We start from the raw sequence: 16,993 nt of genomic DNA, 5'->3' as shown, positions 1-16,993 counted from the left end.
CGGGGCGGTTAGACCAGCCGGTTGCGCCGACTCCTCCGCCACGTGAACGGTCGATGGTCCAGGTAGCAGAACGCCCGCTATCCGCCTCTCAACCGGCCGCCCTTCCCCGGCTTTCCTTCCAGCCGTGGGCCGGTTTCCTGCCCTACTTGATCCTGGCGATCGCGGGGCTGGCCCTTCGCTTCTACGACGTTGGCTCGCGCGCGTTTCACCACGACGAGAGCTTGCACGCCGTGTACTCGTGGTACCTGTACGTCGGACGCGGGTACATCCACGATCCGCTCATGCACGGGCCGTATCAGTTCCACTTCCCGGCCCTGCTGTACTTCCTCTTCGGCGACAGCAACGTCACCGCCCGCATGATGGCGATCATCCACGGGACCGGCATCATCATCCTGCCGTTCTTCCTGCGGCATGAGCTGGGCAAGCGCGGCGCACTGATCGCCTCGCTCCTGTTCACGGTCTCCCCGGCGTTCCTCTACTTTTCCCGCTTCATGCGCGAGGATATCTACCTCGCGTTCTTGACGCTCGGGATGGTCGTCGGCATCTTCGGGTGGATCCGGACGCAGCAGAATCGCTGGCTGTACTGGGGCAGCTTCTCGCTGATCTGCGCCTTCGCAGACAAAGAGGCGACCTACATCCACGTTTTCGTCTTCGTGACGTACTTCGTGCTGCTCTGGCTGTCAGGCCCGCTCCATTCGCTGTGGCCCCAGGTGTGGGTCGCCCTCAAAGCGATCAAGGTCCGCACCTGGATCGAGTGCCTGGGGATCTTCTTCGTCATCTACACGCTGCTCTTCACGACCTTCTTCACCAACATCGGCGATCCGACCAGCTGGTGGAGCTGCCTGCGAGATCGTCGCTTCTCGGGGTCGCCGTGCGGCGGCCTGTACTCCGGGTCCATCGGCGCGCTGGCCTACTGGATCGAGCAGCACGACGTGCAGCGCGGCGGCCAGCCGATGTACTACTACGTCCTGCTGATCGGCCTGTACGAGTTCCTGCCGTTCATCTTCGCGGTGGCGGCGGTCTGCACGGCCTGGTTCCGGCGGTCGCTGTTCGGCTGGTTCCTGGCGTACTGGTTCGCTGGCAACTTCGTGATCTACTCCTGGGCCGGCGAGAAGATGCCGTGGCTGCTGCCGCACGTCGCGATGCCGCTCGTCCTGCTGGGCGCACGCTGGCTCGGAGATTGGACGGAGCGCGTCAACTGGCGTCAGCTCTTCTCGCGGCAGTCGCTGCTGGTCGCTGGCCTCGCGCTCGGCGCGGTGTTGACGGTCATCGCGTTCCTGGCGCTCGGAGCCGCGCAGGCGCTCAGTCAGGTCCAGACGCAGGCGCTGACCCTCGAGCGGTACACGCTGGTCGGCTTTGCGGTGGCGGCCATCGTCGCCGTCACCTACCTCGGCGTCGCCCGCAAGGTGACGGTGAGCGCGCCGCTGGTCCTGGTTGCGCTGATCGTGCTGGGCGCGTTCTACATCCGTACGTCGTGGATGGTCGTGTACAAGCATGGCGACATCCCTGTAGAGATGCTGGTCTACGTCCAGTCTTCGCCAGACGTCCCCTGGGTGTTCCGCGAGATCGAGCGGATCGGCTTCCAGACGGGTCAGCGCGAGGAGCTGCGGATCCTGATGGACAACGGCTACACCGAGCAGGTCAACGGCCAGAACGTCGTGCACGAGGCCGTCTCGTGGCCCTTCGAGTGGTACCTGCGCGACTACAAGAACCGGCGCTACTACTCGAAGACGATCGGGCCGGACATCAACCTCAAGGAGTACCCGGTCATCCTGGTGATGGCCCCGAACGTCGATCCGATCAAGGATCAACTGGGTGACTACGTCGGCCAGAAGTACCGCCTGAACTGGTGGTTCCCCGAGGACTACAAGAACTGGCAGCGTGAGCCGTCGAACATCGTCACCAGCCTGATCGACCCGATCTCGCGGGCCAAGTTCCTCAAGTTCCTGCTCTACCGCGAGCCGCTGAATATCCTCGGTGCACGGGAGTTCTACCTGTACGTTCGTAAGGACGTGCAAAACCTCGGCCCGGCCTCGACGATCGCGCCGGCGAACCCGGCGGCGGCCCGCCCGGCCACCGCGCCCGCGCCGAACGTGCCGCGCAACACGGTCGCCGAGCAGCTTGATGCCGCGACGCAGTTGTTCGGCGTGAACCCGGCCGGCGAGCCGCAGCTTGTGGAGCCGAAGGGTGTGGCTGTGGGACCGGATGGGCGGGTCTACGTCAGCGAGGGACGCGGCAACCGCGTGACGGTCTTCAACCCGGACGGCTCCCTGGTCACAACCTGGGGCCGGGGCGGGGCCGGCGACGGTGAGTTCAACGAGCCGTGGGGCATCGCCGTCGCGCCGACGGGCGAGGTCTTCGTGGCTGACACCTGGAACCACCGTATCCAGAAGTTCACGCCAGACGGCCGCTTCGTGGCGGCCTGGGGCGGCCTGGTGGACACGAGCCGCGATCCGCAGGCGGCGACGGGCCGCTTCTGGGGGCCGCGCTCGCTGGCGGTTGGCCCTGACAACCTGCTCTACGTGACCGACACCGGCAACAAGCGGATTCAGGTGTTCGATCTGAATGGCTCGTTCGTGCGGACGTTCGGGGGCGCGGGCAACGAGCCGGGCAAGCTCAACGAGCCAGTCGGGCTGGCCATTGATGGCAATGCCCTGTTGGTTGCGGATGCCTGGAACGGACGCATCCAGCGCCTCGATTTCAACGGCGCGCCGATCTCGGCCTTGCCGGTGCAAGGTTGGGAAGGGCGCGGCATCGCCAACAAGCCGTACCTCGCGGCCGGGCCGAACGGCGTGGTGTACTTCACCCTGCCGGAGAAGAACGAGGTCCATCAGGCGAACGCCCAGGCCCAGGTGACTCCGCTTCAGCGGCAGCCGGATCCCGCGACTCGCCTCGGCTTCCCGACCGGCATCGCGGTCGGTCCGGATGGCTCACTCTACGTAGCCGAGAGCAGCGGCGGAACCGTGTGGATCCGCCGCGCCGGAGGGACACCCTGACCGCCGCGCGGCGTCGGATCGGGGCGTCTGAGCAGGTGCGAGCGGAACTGCGCGGGGTACGCCCATGATGCGCGGCAAGGGGCGGTACGTCGGCATCGCGGTCACCCTGATCTTCCTGGTGCTGGCGTTCCGTCAGGTGGACTTCGGGCAACTGGCGGCTGCGCTCTCGACGGCGAACTACGTTCTGGTGCTGCCCGCCCTGTTGCTCTGGTTCGTCGGGTACGTCGTGCGAACGGTGCGCTGGCGAGCGATCCTGGCGGGAGCGCCGACCGGCACGCTGGTAGCGTTGTTCGGCGTCCTGATGATCGGCTTCGCCACCAACAATCTGCTGCCGGCCCGCCTCGGCGAGTTCGCACGGGCCTACTTACTGCGCCGCCAGACCGGCCTGCGGAAGACGTTTGTCCTGGCGAGCGTCTTCCTGGAGCGGGTCTTCGACGGGCTCGCGCTGGTTGCGGTGATCCTGCTGCTCTCGATGTCCATCGATCTGCCGGGCTGGGGCCAGGAGGTCGAATGGATCGCCACTGTGCTGTTTGTAGGCGTGGCAGTCGGCGTCACCGTGCTCCTGTTTCGCCACGAATTGGTGGCGCGCATGGTGGAGCTGGTCGCGCGCCCGCTGCCGGCCCGCATCGGTACGTTCGCGGTCGGGGCGTTCGGCGCGTTCGTCAGCGGCCTCAGCTCGATGCGCCGCCCGTCGGTTGTCCTGGCCACGACGCTGCTGTCGGTTGTGGTGTGGGCGGTCGAGTGGGCCGCCTACTACGCAGTCGCCAGCGCGTTCAACCTGGGACTGTCGCCCGGACAACTGGCAGCGGCCTGCGCCTTCATGCTGGTGGTCGTCAACCTCGGCATCATGCTGCCGGCCGCCCCCGGGTACGTCGGGACGTTCCAGTTCTTCGCCGTCTCCGCGCTGGGAGTCTGGGGTGTCCCGCGTGAGCCAGCCCTGGCCGTCGCCATCGTCGCGCACCTGATCCAGTACATCCTGGTGACGGCCATCGGGCTGGTCTTCTTCGGCCGCGAACACCTGTCGCTCAGCTCGGTCGCGGCGGCTTCGCGCGAGTCGGGTGACGGTGATGCCGACAGCGATGGCGACGGCAACGCCAGCCCTGAGGTCGCCGTGACGGGGGGCCGCTCCTGAACGCCCGGTCGCTCATCGGCATCGCCTTCGGGCTGGTGCTGTTCGGGATCTTCCTGAGTCTCTCGGGCGACCCACGAGCGCTGCTGGCCGAGCTGACCAACGCGAACCCGGTCTACATCGTGCCGGCCATCGGCGTCTACTTCGTCGGGGTCTGGCTGCGGGCGTGGCGGTGGAAGCTGCTGATGTCGCCGTTTGCGACGGTGGGAACCTGGCGGCTGTTCAGCGTGATCTTGATCGGCTTCGCGGTCAACAATTCGTTGCCGCTGCGCCTGGGCGAGCTGGTGCGGACCTTCCTGCTCAAGCGCTCCCACGATGTGCCGATCGCGTCGAGCCTCGCCACCATCCTGATCGAGCGGCTGCTCGACGTCTTCGCGCTGTGCGGCCTGCTGACGCTGGTGTTGCTGCTGGCGCCGATCCAGGGCTGGGTGCTGGTGCTCGCGATCACCGGCGCGAGCGTGGCGACGGCTGGCGCGGTCGGCCTGCTGATCGTCGCCGTCACGCCGAAGTCGCTGCTCGAAGCGTTGTTCGGCTTCGGCATCGGGTTGGCGACGCGCCTGCACCCGAAGCTCGGCAAGCTGGCTGCCTCGATTGTGGACGGCCTGCGGGTGCTCGAAGATGGCCGGGCCGTCCTGCAGATCGTGCCGCTGTCGATATTGTGCTGGGTGGCCGAGTTGGGCCTCTACGCCTTCCTGGCCGAGTCACTGGACTTGAACGCCGGGTGGCTTGGCCTGATGGCCGGCATGGTGGTGGCGAACCTCGTGACGGTGCTGCCGTCCGCCCCCGGCTACGTCGGTACGTTCGACCTGGCGCTCCAGAGTGTCTTGACGGAAGCGTTCGGTGTGGACACCGTCAAGGCCGTGGCGTACACGGCGGTGACGCATGCCGCGCTGCTGCTCCCGGTGGTGGTGGCCGGGCTGGCATTGCTGACTCGGGAAGACCTCTCATTTCGCGGCCTTGCGCGTGGCCGAGTCGAGTCGCGCAAAGGTGATCCTGTCGTGTCCGAAGCGGCGGCGCAGGGTCGCGGCAGTTCGTCTTCCGAGTAGCCCGTTGCACGGGTGTATAATCTCAGGCCGCTTCCGGCGCTCCGGTGGCGCCCACGGTCACGGCAGATCGATCCTTTCGCAGCTGTAAGATTCGAGGTGACAACAGGGTGGCCACGATAAGCGTTGTAGGGACAGGATACGTCGGGCTGGTGACCGGCGCGTGCTTTGCCGACCTCGGCAACAACGTGACGTGCATCGATATCGACCCGCGCAAGGTCGAGACTCTGCGGAACGGCGGCATCCCGATCTACGAGCCGGGTCTCGAAGAGGTGGTAGAGCGCAACGTGCGCGCGGGACGCCTCTCCTTCACGACCAGCTACGCTGACGGCCTGAAGGGCACCGAGTTCGTCTTCGTTGCCGTCAACACGCCGCCCGGCGCCGCCGGCGAGGCCGACATGACCTACGCCCGCTCGGCGGCCATGTCCATCGCCGAGCATCTCGAGACGCCGGCCATCGTCGTCAACAAGAGCACGATGCCCATCGGCACCGGCGACTGGGTCCAGGAGCGGCTGGACCGCTACGGCAAGGTTGCCGCCGCCGTCGTCTCGAATCCGGAGTTCCTGCGCGAGGGCGCGGCCATCGCCGACTTCAACAATCCGGACCGCATCGTGCTGGGCGCGGACGATCCGACCGCGGCGCAGAAGGTGGCTGGCCTGTACCGGGCGCTCAACGCACCGGTCGTGATCACCGACCTTCGCACCGCCGAGATGATCAAGTACGCCTCGAACGCCTTCCTGGCGACGAAGATCTCGTTCATCAACGAGATCGCGTCGATCTGCGAGAAGATGGGCGCGGACGTCACCCAGGTGGCGCGCGGCATGGGCCTCGACGCCCGGATCGGCGCGGCCTTCCTGAGCGCTGGCGTCGGCTTCGGCGGCTCGTGCTTCCCCAAGGACGTGCAGGCGTTGGCGCACATGGCCGATCTCGCCGGCTGCCATCCGCAGTTGCTGCGGACCGTCCTCCAGATCAACCGCGATGCTCGGCGCAGCGTCGTGCTGAAGCTGCGGGCCGCCCTCGGCAAGCTCGACGAGACGCGCATCGGCATCCTGGGGCTGGCGTTCAAGCCGAACACGGACGATCTCCGCGAGGCGGCGGCCATCGAGATCATCCACCTGCTCCAGGGCGAGGGCGCGAAGATCCAGGTCTACGACCCGGCCGCGATGGAGAAGGCCCAGGAAGGCGCGCTCAAGAACGTCAAGTACTGCCAGGACGCCTACGAGACGGCCCAGGGCGCAGATGCCGTGGTGCTCCTGACGGAGTGGAACGAGTTCAAACAACTCGACCTGGCACAGTTGCGCTCCGTCATGAGCCGGCCGATCTTCGTCGATGGCCGCAACCTGTACGATCAGCAGGCGATGGCGGACGCTGGCCTGACCTACATCTGCATCGGTCGCGGCGCGACCGGGAACGGCAACGGCGCCGGCGACGCCTCGACGGACGCCAGCGCGAAGGAAGCCGTCTCGGCGTAGGCTGCCCCCTTCAGGATTCCAGACCACGCCCCCGGCTGTCACGACGGCCGGGGGCGTTTGCTGTCCAGAGAGGACCGACGGCTCTGCGGGAGGACAGCAAAAGGCCGCTTCACAGCTGTGAAGCGGCCTGCTGGCTGCCGAACTAGGACTCGAACCTAGACTAACTGATCCAGAGTCAGCCGGGCTACCATTACCCCATTCGGCATCGGCTCAGACAGTATACGCTGCCCGGGCGCAGTCTGACAAACGTTGGACGTTGGAGGATTGTCGCCCAGGGGTTGACGAGCCAGCTACGGTGCCGCACATTGACCGCGAGACCTCACATCATTCTCGCTTACCAACGGTACCCCGAATCCATGAGCGGCCAGCGCTGGGCCAGGAGCCAGTCTGCCAGACGGCGCGCTGGGCGTTCAATCAAACACAGCTCGCAATAGGAGATGATGACGCTTCGCCGACGTCTTGTCATGGGTCGCCCCGGATTGGTTGCCTTGGTCACGTTGGTCGGCGTGGTGATCGCGGTGGCGGTCTCCTCGACCAGCACGGCCAGCAGCTTGCCGTACCCCGCCGTGGACCTTGCGCGCATCGCCGTCGTGGTCACGCCGAGTCCGGAGCCGATCTCGGCGGCTCCCCTGGCCCAGTTCGGCGGGCCGTACCGGGTCGCGTCGCGCACGCAGTTCGGCATCTGCATCAGCGACAGAACGGGGACGTTGTCCGCCGATCAGAAGCAGGACCAGCTCCTCGCGGCCCTGGCCGAGGTCGAGGCCGCCTATCCCGAATGGGCGGCGCGCCGATTGACTCCTGCCCCCCTTCTGCTCGGCCTGGAGTGCCCGCTCGATTCGCCGATTCTGCGTCCAGGGATCGATCGGTCCAACATCGGCGTGGCCGGCGAAAGTGGACCAAGTGACCGTATCAGCCCGTTCAGGCTGTTCGTGTTTATTGTCTCCCCCGAGACAATTCAGAGTCTCTTTGTGTGGCCGTCAATCACAACTCATGTCGCTGGCCAAGAAGCTATGTGTGAGCCTGGCCGACATGTCTGCGAGACGGTGAGCAAGGGACTTTACGTCACTCCTGAAGAGTATGCTGACAAGGACAGGCTCAGTCGTGGCCTGATCCGAGCGTTGGGGCTCGAACCTCCACCGTCGCCGGGCCTGCTGCCGCTGGCCACACCGACATCGTCGCCCTCCCCTGAGCCGCAGCCCGCACCGTAGTTACCGCTCGAGGTCGCATTTCGAGCCGGCCCCGCAGCTGCCGCCCGGCCCAGCGTGGGCGCGACGCACACCAAGGGAAAGCTCAGCCGGACGCGCTGCTCACCACAACGCAGAACTCGTTACCCTCCGGGTCCAGCAAGGTCGTCCAGTGCTCACCGTCTTCATTGTATGTCGCCAGCACTTGCGCCCCGAGCCCAACCAGGCGACGGACCTCTGCTTCCAACGAGGTCTCGGCTAGGATGTCGAGATGCAGTCGATTCTTGGTCGTCTTCGGCTCTGGCACCTTGATGAAGAAGAACGGCGGCGCGCCCACTGTCGGCGGGTCGATGACCACGATCGGATCGTCGGCGATGTCATCGATTCCCTTGGCGCGCAGGCGCTCGATCTCCGCGTCGTCATACGGTCTCATCACGTAGCCGAGCGCGTCCGCCCAGAATCTGGCCAAGCGTGACGGCCGTTCACAGTCAAAGTCAACGCTGTACAGCATCGCGGGCACTGCTACCTCCGAACGGCGAGTGGGCGGCCTCGGATCGGCCTGTCGGCACGAGAAAGCACCCGGCGCCGCACACAACGGTGAGTATCGACAATCCGGGCGGTACATCGGATCGACTGGAGCGGCTCGCCTTTGGGACGTTCACGAACGCCGTGGTCGATATTGGCTCGTCGCAGGGCTTGGTGGGGAACACGACGTTCACCCTGGGACACAACGAAGCTTCTGTAGCATTCTACGTACGTCGGCTCGCGCCTGGAGCGGTGACCGTGCCGTTCCAGGTTCTGGATCATTGCGCTACGCCCTGGCAGACCTTCATCGGCGGCGGACCAGGCGCATTTTGAACGAGGGCACTCGGGCGATGCCCTTTTGGGGTCATGGCTTCGTGATCGCCCCAGACCAAAGGAAGGCAGAATCCACGTCGGCTCTGGAGTGGACGATTGAGCTCGTAGATCCCGTCGTCGCGTTCGTGTAGATCGCTGGTGACCAGCCGACCGTGGTCGTCGGAGCTGACCGTGCATGCTGCCTGTCGGCCCTGATGAGTCCGTCCCCAAATCCGTGCGTGGCACCGAGTCTCGACTTCCACCAGGTGTGATCGGAGCTACCAGATCCAGATAGCCGAGGCTGGCGACTTTCGCAGGGATCGTGACCCACTCGACGGCAAACACATCGCAAAATGCGCCGTCACCGGCTGCCAATCCACGGATTCGGGGCAAATCGACGATCACGTTGGACGCCTGCGGATGGGGACGGGCCGGCGTGCAGGGTCTCCAGGCCGGTGACCTTCACGGTGCTTCCTGAAGCGCTACGTGAGGCGGCGCTGCGCCAGTGCCAGCCGACTCAGCACGCGCTCGCGGCCCAGCGCCTGCATCGTCTCGAACAGGGGCGGCGAGACGTTGCTGAAGGTGCTTGCCACGCGCAGCGTCATGAACAGTTGGCCCGTCTTCACCCCGCGCGCGGACGCCAGCTCCCGCAGGCTGGCCTCCAGCGCTGTGTGCTCGAACGACGGGGCGTCGCGGATGACGGCGGTGGCGTCAGCGAGCAGCGAGGCGGCGACCGCCCGGTCCAGCCCCTTCGGCACCAGCAGCGCGTCCTGGTAGGTCGGCGCGTCGGCGTAGAAGAACGAGAGCAGCTCCGGGGCCTCGCCGAGCCGCTTCAGCCGTTCGTGGATCAGCGGCAGGACGGCCTCGAGCGGCGGATCGTTCGGGACGATGCCGGCCCGCTCCAGGAACGGCCGCACGCGCTCCGCCAGCTCTGCCAGCGACATCTGGCGGATGTAGTGGCCGTTGAGCCAGTCGAGCTTGTTCAGGTCGAAGATCGGGCCGGTCGGGCTGATGCGGTCGAGATCGACGTTCTGGATGAAGTCGTCAAGGCTGAAGACCTCGCGGCCGTCCGGCATCGACCAGCCCATCAGCGCCAGGAAGTTGAGCAGCGCCTCGGGCAGAAAGCCCTGGTCGCGGAACCAGCTCAGCGTCGCCCACTCGTTCTTGCGCTTGGAGACCTTGCTGCGGTTCTCGTTGCGGAGCAGCGGGAAGTGCGCGAACTTCGGCGTTGGGATGCCGAGCCACTGGTAGAGCAGCACGTGCTTCGGCGTGCTGGAGATCCACTCCTCACCGCGCGTGATGTGGGTGATCTTCATCATGAAGTCGTCAACCACCACCGCGAGATGGTAGGTCGGGTAGCCGTCCGACTTCAGCAGCACCTGGTCGTCGATCAGCCGGTTCTCGAACTCGATGCGACCCCGGATCAGGTCGTCGAAGCCGGTCACGCCGTCGTCGGGGACCAGCATCCGGACGACCGGCCGCTCGGACACCTCGCCAAGCGCACGCCGCTCCTCCTCAGACTTGCCCAGGCAGAGGCGGTCGTACTTGAACGGCTCCTTGCGGGCCTGAGCTTCCTTGCGGATGCGCTCCAGGCGCTCGGGCGAGCACCAGCAGCGGTAGGCGTGCCCCTCGGCGATGAGCCTGTCGGCGTAGACCGTGTAGGTGTCCAGTCGCTCGGACTGGCGGTAGGGGCCGTACGGCCCGCCGATGTCCGGACCCTCATCCCAGCTCAGCCCGAGCCAGTGCAGCATCCCGAAGATGTTCTGCTCGGACGAGTCGACGTAACGATTGCGGTCGGTGTCCTCGATCCGCAGGATGAACTGGCCGCCGTGACGGTGCGCGAACGCCATGTCGAACAGGGCGATGTACGCCGTGCCGACGTGCGGATCGCCGGTCGGCGACGGGGCGATGCGGAGCCTTACCAGCCCCGCGTGGTCGGACGAATCTGCGGTCATGGGCGTGGGCCTCGCTTCGGACGGGGTGCCGCCGAACGGCTCCAGGGAGGCCGCCGGTCGCCGGCAGATTGGCTGGGGGCGGAGCTGCCGCCGGAGGCTCTGGGCGAGCGCTTCGCGCCGCCAGCGCGCCCGCCGGCCGACGCTGGGGGCCGAGTGTCGGGCGAGACGGTCGACCGACCCGGCTGACCGGGCACCGGCACGACCTCGCCACCGGCGATGGACGGCGGATTCTTGCCCCCGAGTACGGACGGCGGCAGCGTCTCAGGGCCGAAGCCGCGAATCGAGCGCAGCCGTTCGAGTGGCGAGCGAAGATCGCCGGGCAGCGCGGTGAAGAACCGCCGCTCCTCGCCGTCGTGCGGCGACTGGATTCGCATCGACCAGGCGTGGACGAACTGCCGACGCAGACCGCTCGGGCCGCGCCCATTGCCGTAGGTGCGGTCGCCAGCCACCGGGTGCCCAATGAACTGGAAGTGGACGCGCAACTGATGGGTGCGTCCGCTCTGGAGGTCGGCGTCCACCAGGGTGAAGTCGCCGTAGCGCTCCAGCACAGTGAAGCCGGTGCGCGCCTCGCGGCCTGAGGACCGGGCGGCCATCCGCTTGCGGTCACGCGTGTCGCGGGCGATGGGCGCTTCGATGGCGGCCTCGGCCTCCGCGATGTCGCCCTGCACCAGCAGCAGGTAGTGCTTCTCGGCCAGCCGCTCCTTGAACTGGTGCTGGAGGGCCGCCATCGCGGCCGTCGTCCGGCCGATGACCAGCAGACCGGACGTGTCCTTGTCGAGCCGGTGGACGATGCCCGGGCGATGCTCGCCGCTGGGATCGTCCAGGTCCGGGAACCGAGCCAGCAGGGCGTTGACCAGGGTACCGTCGTCGTGGCCGGGGGCGGGATGCACCACCAGCCCCGGTGGCTTGTTCACCACGATCATGGCCGGGTCTTCGTAGACGATGGTGAGCGGGATCTGGGCGGCCGGCTGTGGACGCTCGATCTGCACGGGCGGTCGGGTGACCGCTTGAACCCGCTGACCGGTCGCGACGCGGTCCCCCGGACGCAGCCTTCGCCCATCAACCGTGACCGAGCCATCCTCGATCAGCCGCGCCCACTCGGTCCGCGACCGTCCCTCCCCGTACTTGCCGAGGAAGGCGTCCAGCCGCATCCGGTTGGCGTAGGGCGGCACCTCGAAGTGCTCGATGCCGTTGGCGCGGGTGAAATGCACGGGCTTGACGGGCAGTCGATCAGGCATCGGACGCTCGCGGGTCGGGCGCGTGGTCGTGGAGGTGCCGGCGGGGCGGAAACAGGACGCTGTAGGCCAGCCCGGCCACGCCGACGCAGATGGCCGAGTCCGCGATGTTGAAGACCGGCCAGTAGGTGAAGTCGATGAAGTCGACCACGTAGCCGACCTGGATGCGGTCGATCAGGTTGCCGATGGCCCCGCCCATCTGAAGGCCGAGACAGAGGTTCAAGATCCAGGACGGCTCCGGGATGTACCGGTACGACGCGATGATGACCGAGATCACGATCACGCCGACCAGCACGAAGAATGCCGTCTGGTTCTGGAGCACGCCGAACGCCGCGCCTCGATTCTCGACGTAGGTCAGCTTGACGATGTCCCCCAGCAGCGGGATCGAGCGGACGCCGGACTCCAGCAGGTGATCGATGGCCAGCTGCTTCGTCCAACGGTCCAGAGCGATCACCGAGAGCGCCGTCGCGGCGAACGTGAGCGTCCGCCGCGAGAACAGGCCGGCCGGCTGCTCGGAGCGGTCGCCGCCGAAGAGGTCCAGCCAGCTCACGAGCGCGTCGCCGTCGCCGCGCGCGCAACTCGCAGGCTGACCGACTCGCCCTCGATCTGGCCGCTCCAGTCGTGCCCGCCATCGCTGCCATCGCTGCCATCGCCGTCTGCCGCCAGCGAGACGGACAGCGTCTCCTGCTTGATGTAGTTGCCGAACCGCTCGAAGACCGAGGCCAGCTCGCCGTCCGCCGCGAAGTGCGTGACGATCCGATCCTCGACCTCGAAGCCGGCATCCTTCCGCATCGTCTGGATGCGGTGCACCAGCTCGCGGGCGAGACCCGCCTGGAGCAGATCGGGTGTGAGCCGCGTGTCCAGCACCAGGGTGTATCCGTCGGCCTCGGCCGCTGCGAAGCCGGCCTTCGCCTTCGTCGTGATGGTCACCTCGTCGGGCGTCAGCATCTCGCCGGCCACCTCGACGGAGCCATCCGAACGGACGGTCTGCTCGCCGTTGCGGAGGGCCTTGATCACGTCCTGTACCTTCTTGCCGAGGCGCGGGCCGATCAGGGCCGGCTTCGCCTGGACCACGTGCGCGACGGCGTCGCTCACGTCGCCGCCGAGGACCACCTGCTCCACGTTCAGCTCGCGCTCGATCTCCTCGCGCAGCTCGACGGGCAGGACCGGAGCGTCGGCCGGCGCGCCGACGCGCGCCAGGGCCAGCGGCTGCCGCACCTTGATGCTGGCTTGGACCCGGGCCGCCCGCCCCAGCCCGACCAGCCGCCGGGAGACTTCCACCTGCCGTTCCAGCGCCACGTCGACGGCCGCCCGATCGACGGTCGGATACTCCGTGTGGTGGACGCTCTCCGGCGCGCTGCTGTCGAGCGCCCGCACGAGGTTCTGGTACAGCGCCTCGGAGAGGAACGGCAGGAACGGCGCGAGCACCCGCGAGAGCGTGGTCAGCACCTCGTGGAGGGTCGCCATCGCGGCCCGCTTGTCGCCGTCGTCGGCCGCGCGCCAGAAGCGCCGCCGCGAGAGCCGCACGTACCAGGTCGAGAGGTCGTCGATGAACGCCTGCACCACGCGGGTCGGCCCGGCCGCGTCGATCCGGTCCAGTCCCTGCCGGACCTCCCCGATGACGCTGTTGAGGCGCGAGATGATCCAGCGGTCCAGCAGGGAGCGCTCGGCCAGCGACGGGACGCCGTTCTTCGGGTTGAACCCGTCGATGCGGGCGTACGTCACGAAGAAGCTGTAGACGTTCCAGAGCACCAGCAGCTTCCGCTTGACCTCTTCGGCTGGCCCAAACCCGAAGTTCAGGTTGGACTGGACGTTCTGCGCGCAGTACAGCCAGCGCATCGGGTCCGCGCCCATGCGCTCGGCAGCATCGTCGAACCAGATGGCGTTGCCGAGGCTCTTGTGCATCGGCTTGCCGCTCTCGTCCATCAGCTTCTCGAAGGCGAGCACGCTCTGATACGGCGACTGGTTCTTGAGGGTCACGCTCATGAAGAGCATGCTGTAGAACCAGAGCCGGATCTGCTCGCGCATCTCGGTGATGAAGTTGGCCGGGTACCACTGCGCCCACTCGTCAGGCTTGTGCAGGTAGTTGAGCGTCGAGAACGGCACGATGCCGGCGTCGAGCCACGCATCGCCGACTTCGAGGACGCGCCTGATCTCGCCGTTGCACTGCTCGCAGCGGATCTTGACGTCGTCGATCCACGGCCGGTGCAGCTCCTTGAGACCGTCCAGGCCGCCGGTGGCGCGCGCGTTCAGCTCCGCCCGCGACCCGATCACGTTCAGCTTGCCGCAGGCGCACGGGTAGAACGGCAGGGGCAGCCCCCAGTACCGCTTCCGACTGATATTCCAGTCGCCCATGTTGTTGAGCCAGTCGTCCATCCGCTTGCCGCCGGATGCTGGCACCCAGTTCACGGCGTCCGACGCCGCCTTCATCATCGGGCGGATCTCGTCGGCGCTGATGAACCACTCGTCGGCCAGCCGGAACGCCAGCTCCTCGCCGCAGCGCCAGCAGCACGGATACCGGTGCTGGTACTCCTGGGTCGTGTGGAGCAGCCCCTTCGACTTCAGGCTGTCGAAGATGGCCGGGTTGGTCTCGCGGATGCTGTGGCCGGACAGCTCGCCGAAGCCATCGACGTAGATGCCGGCCTCGTTGATCGGCGTGATGACGGCGATGCCGCGCGTCTTCGACAGCTCATAGTCCTCCGCGCCGCAGCCTGGCGCGATATGGACGACGCCCGTGCCCTCTTCCTCGCCGACGTCCTCCCAGGCGATGACCGGGTGCGCGACGCCCGCCTGCGCCGCCAGCTCCTCGAACGGGCTGCGGAAGGTCAGTCCGACAAGGTCCGCCCCAGACACGCGGTCCAGCTCCTCGTACTTGCCCTTGAGGAAGCCGGTCGTCTTCGGGGAGAGGTAGTAGACGCTGTCGCCCTGCCTGATCTTGACGTACTCAAGCTCGGGGTTTACCGCCAGCGCCACGTTGGCCGGCAACGTCCAGGGGGTCGTCGTCCAGACCAGGAAGTGCTCGCCCGGCCGGCCGACGATGGGCAGCGCCAGGTAGACCGACGTGTGGGTCAGTTCGCGGTACGAGTCGGTGCCGACCAGCTCGTGCTGGGAGAGGCCGGTCCCGCAGCGGATGCACCAGGGCATCGAGCGCGAGCCCTTGTAGAGCCAGCCCTTCTCGTGACACGTCTTCAGGAAGTGCCAGATGTGCTCGATGTTGTTGTCGGTGTGCGTGTAGTAGGAGTCGTCCCAGTGCATCCACTGGCCGAGCCTGACCGACTGCTTCGAGATCACGTCGGCATAGCGGAGGATGCGGGCCTTGCACTCCTCGGAGAACTTGTCGAGGCCGTACTCCTCGATCTCGCGCTTGGAGTTGAAGCCGAGCTGCTTCTCGACTTCGACCTCAACCCAGAGGCCCTGGCAGTCGAAGCCGTTCTGGTACCGCTGGTGATACCCCTGCATGGCGTAGTAGCGCTGGTAGACGTCCTTGTAGGTACGGCCCCAGGCATGGTGCACGCCCATCGGGTTGTTCGCGGTGATCGGGCCGTCGATGAACGACCAGCGCGGGCCGTGCTGGTTCTTCTCGACAAGCTTCTCGAAGGCCCGCGACTGCTCCCAGAATGCGAGAATGTCGCGCTCGAGCGCCGGGAAATCGACGGAGCTAGGAACTGGCTGATACACGAGGCGACCATCCTCCGGGCCGAGGGTCCGCAGAGAGGCGGATCAGGAGCAGACGCCGATACAGGACACGGGACATCGAACGCCCGGGAAGCGGCGCTTTCGCGAATGCTATCAGGGCCAGAATCGGCCCCGCAACGAACGAGCGGCTACCCGCGCAGCCCGTAGGCGTGCAGTGTCTCGGCGTAGATCTCCTGGGCCGCGGCCAGGTCTTCGGGGGTGTTCACATTGAAGAAGGAGCGTTCGACATTGTTGGTCACCATCGCCAACGCTGCTTCGGAGACCGTGAACGAGGAGACATCGTCCAGGAAGGAGATCATACGGCGGTCGCCCCGCTCGAGCGCCGCCCGGATGGCTGCGCGGCAGCTCTCGACGCGGTAGGCCGCCAGCATCGGCTGGAGGTGGCCGCCAACGTCCGGCACGACGGCGTCGTGGTGCTCCAGCAGCTCCAGCAGCAGCTCGCAGACCGAGCGGTGCACGAACGGCATGTCGCAGGCGAGCAGGAGCAGGGCCGGCGCGGTGGCCGCGTCGAGCGCCGCCAGCAGGGCGGGCAAGACGCCAGCATGCGGGTCAGGGTCGCGAATCACGCGATAGCGGCTGTCGCCGGCCAGCACGTCGTCGTTCGCCACGATGATGATCTCGGATGCCAACGGGCCGGCCGTCGCAAGCTGGCGCTCCAGCAGCGTGCGCCCGCCGACGACCAGCGACGCCTTATCCACGCCGCCCATCCGGGAGCCTCGGCCACCGGCCAGGATCGCGAGCGTCAGCGATTCGACTGGCGTCGACGACATCCCGAGGCTAGGCCTTCAACTGCTTGTCGTCGTCCTTCTTCGCGGACGCACCGAAGCCGGCGTTCTCCTTGAAGAGACGGATGCCCCGGTTGACTGCCCCGCCGAGATCGCCGAGCTTCCCGGCGCCGAAGAAGATCATGAATATCACGAGGATGATCAGGAACTCGAAGAGGCCAAGCTGCGGCATCATGTCCCTCCTCAGCAGGGAGAAGGATACTGCCACGGCAGCCGAAGCCGCCAAAGCTGGCAGGCCGAAGCGGGCGGGCGGCCGACACCCTCGCTGCGTGAAAACAGTTGAGGCCCGAGCATGTGCTCGGGCCTCGGTGGTACCGCGTACGGGATTCGAACCCGTGGTCTCCGCCTTGAGAGGGCGGTGTCCTGGGCCGCTAGACGAACGCGGCAGGTGCACTTGCGGCAAACGTGAGTATAGGCAGTTGCGACCCGATCCGGCAAGGTCTTGGGAACGTCGCTCAGGGCGATTGCCTGTACATTGGTGTACCCGGAGCATCATGGAACGGGCGGTCGGGGACTGAAGTCCCCGCCTACAGTCACGCCGTCGCTGCGCGACGGCCGTCGGGAACGGCCGGGGCTGGCGAGCCTGGAGCGTCGCGCAGCGACTGCAGGATGGTAGGCGGGGCTTTCAAGCCCCGACGCGGCGGCACGACGACATCAACAT

Annotated in this window: 13 protein-coding genes and 2 tRNA genes; 6 read left to right on the top strand and 9 right to left on the bottom strand. The window is 66.9% G+C overall.

Going from position 1 to position 16,993, the window contains the following annotated elements:
* Positions 1-53 precede the first annotated feature (53 nt).
* The 4 genes from IT306_18485 (at position 54) to IT306_18470 (ending at position 6,640) form a co-directional block, all read left to right on the top strand.
* Positions 54-2,996: a TIGR03663 family protein gene (locus IT306_18485; GenBank protein MCC7370418.1), complete on the top strand. Its 2,943-nt coding sequence runs from the start codon at positions 54-56 to the stop codon at positions 2,994-2,996.
* 64 nt (positions 2,997-3,060) lie between these two features.
* Positions 3,061-4,128, top strand: coding sequence for a flippase-like domain-containing protein (locus tag IT306_18480; protein ID MCC7370417.1), 1,068 nt, complete (start codon positions 3,061-3,063; stop codon positions 4,126-4,128).
* A gap of 35 nt (positions 4,129-4,163) precedes the next feature.
* Positions 4,164-5,171: a flippase-like domain-containing protein gene (locus IT306_18475; GenBank protein ID MCC7370416.1), complete on the top strand. Its 1,008-nt coding sequence runs from the start codon at positions 4,164-4,166 to the stop codon at positions 5,169-5,171.
* Positions 5,172-5,278: 107 nt separating this feature from the next.
* Positions 5,279-6,640, top strand: a complete 1,362-nt coding sequence (locus IT306_18470; GenBank protein MCC7370415.1) for a UDP-glucose/GDP-mannose dehydrogenase family protein — start codon at positions 5,279-5,281, stop codon at positions 6,638-6,640.
* A 131-nt stretch (positions 6,641-6,771) separates the two neighbouring features.
* On the opposite strand, the gene IT306_18465 is transcribed toward IT306_18470, so the two are convergent.
* Positions 6,772-6,845, bottom strand: a tRNA-Gln gene (locus tag IT306_18465).
* A gap of 283 nt (positions 6,846-7,128) precedes the next feature.
* On the opposite strand from IT306_18465, the gene IT306_18460 reads away from it, so the two are divergent.
* Positions 7,129-7,848, top strand: coding sequence for a hypothetical protein (locus IT306_18460; protein MCC7370414.1), 720 nt, complete (start codon positions 7,129-7,131; stop codon positions 7,846-7,848).
* Positions 7,849-7,930: 82 nt separating this feature from the next.
* On the opposite strand, the gene IT306_18455 is transcribed toward IT306_18460, so the two are convergent.
* On the bottom strand, positions 7,931-8,335 hold the full coding sequence (locus IT306_18455; GenBank protein ID MCC7370413.1) for a VOC family protein: 405 nt from the start codon (positions 8,333-8,335) through the stop codon (positions 7,931-7,933).
* An 86-nt stretch (positions 8,336-8,421) separates the two neighbouring features.
* On the opposite strand from IT306_18455, the gene IT306_18450 reads away from it, so the two are divergent.
* Positions 8,422-8,682, top strand: a complete 261-nt coding sequence (locus IT306_18450; protein ID MCC7370412.1) for a hypothetical protein — start codon at positions 8,422-8,424, stop codon at positions 8,680-8,682.
* A gap of 461 nt (positions 8,683-9,143) precedes the next feature.
* Here the strand turns inward: IT306_18450 and IT306_18445 are convergent, their stop codons facing one another.
* The 7 genes from IT306_18445 to IT306_18415 all read right to left on the bottom strand — a co-directional run bounded on the left by IT306_18445 (position 9,144) and on the right by IT306_18415 (position 16,718).
* Positions 9,144-10,616, bottom strand: a complete 1,473-nt coding sequence (locus tag IT306_18445; protein MCC7370411.1) for a glutamate--tRNA ligase — start codon at positions 10,614-10,616, stop codon at positions 9,144-9,146.
* On the bottom strand, positions 10,613-11,854 hold the full coding sequence (locus IT306_18440) for an RluA family pseudouridine synthase (protein MCC7370410.1): 1,242 nt from the start codon (positions 11,852-11,854) through the stop codon (positions 10,613-10,615). Before IT306_18440 ends, IT306_18445 begins: the two co-directional genes overlap by 4 nt.
* The gene (gene lspA / locus IT306_18435; protein ID MCC7370409.1) at positions 11,847-12,350 is read right to left on the bottom strand and encodes a signal peptidase II; all 504 of its coding nucleotides are present in this window, start codon (positions 12,348-12,350) and stop codon (positions 11,847-11,849) included. The genes IT306_18440 and lspA overlap by 8 nt, the downstream gene beginning before the upstream one ends.
* A 47-nt stretch (positions 12,351-12,397) precedes the next feature.
* Positions 12,398-15,529 (bottom strand): isoleucine--tRNA ligase, encoded by a 3,132-nt coding sequence (locus IT306_18430; protein ID MCC7370408.1) that lies wholly within the window; start codon positions 15,527-15,529, stop codon positions 12,398-12,400.
* A gap of 146 nt (positions 15,530-15,675) precedes the next feature.
* Positions 15,676-16,317 carry a molybdenum cofactor guanylyltransferase gene (locus IT306_18425; GenBank protein MCC7370407.1) on the bottom strand — a complete coding sequence of 214 codons (642 nt, stop codon included), beginning with the start codon at positions 16,315-16,317 and terminating at the stop codon, positions 15,676-15,678.
* Positions 16,318-16,324: 7 nt separating this feature from the next.
* Positions 16,325-16,504 carry a twin-arginine translocase TatA/TatE family subunit gene (locus IT306_18420; GenBank protein MCC7370406.1) on the bottom strand — a complete coding sequence of 60 codons (180 nt, stop codon included), beginning with the start codon at positions 16,502-16,504 and terminating at the stop codon, positions 16,325-16,327.
* Positions 16,505-16,641: 137 nt separating this feature from the next.
* A tRNA-Glu gene (locus IT306_18415) sits at positions 16,642-16,718 on the bottom strand.
* Between the last annotated feature and the right edge of the window lie 275 nt (positions 16,719-16,993).

Source organism: Chloroflexota bacterium, assembly GCA_020850535.1.
GTDB lineage: Bacteria > Chloroflexota > UBA6077 > UBA6077 > JACCZL01 > JADZEM01.
This window is presented reverse-complemented; position numbering and strand designations above follow the sequence as displayed.

Bases quoted from the DNA above. Each gene is read 5' to 3' on its own strand.
- IT306_18445 (MCC7370411.1), bottom strand. From the start codon at position 10,616: ATGACCGCAGATTCGTCCGACCACGCGGGGCTGGTAAGGCTCCGCATC.
- IT306_18485 (MCC7370418.1), top strand. From the start codon at position 54: ATGGTCCAGGTAGCAGAACGCCCGCTATCCGCCTCTCAACCGGCCGCC.
- IT306_18440 (MCC7370410.1), bottom strand. From the start codon at position 11,854: ATGCCTGATCGACTGCCCGTCAAGCCCGTGCATTTCACCCGCGCCAAC.
- IT306_18455 (MCC7370413.1), bottom strand. From the start codon at position 8,335: ATGCTGTACAGCGTTGACTTTGACTGTGAACGGCCGTCACGCTTGGCC.
- IT306_18425 (MCC7370407.1), bottom strand. From the start codon at position 16,317: ATGTCGTCGACGCCAGTCGAATCGCTGACGCTCGCGATCCTGGCCGGT.
- IT306_18420 (MCC7370406.1), bottom strand. From the start codon at position 16,504: ATGCCGCAGCTTGGCCTCTTCGAGTTCCTGATCATCCTCGTGATATTC.
- IT306_18480 (MCC7370417.1), top strand. From the start codon at position 3,061: ATGATGCGCGGCAAGGGGCGGTACGTCGGCATCGCGGTCACCCTGATC.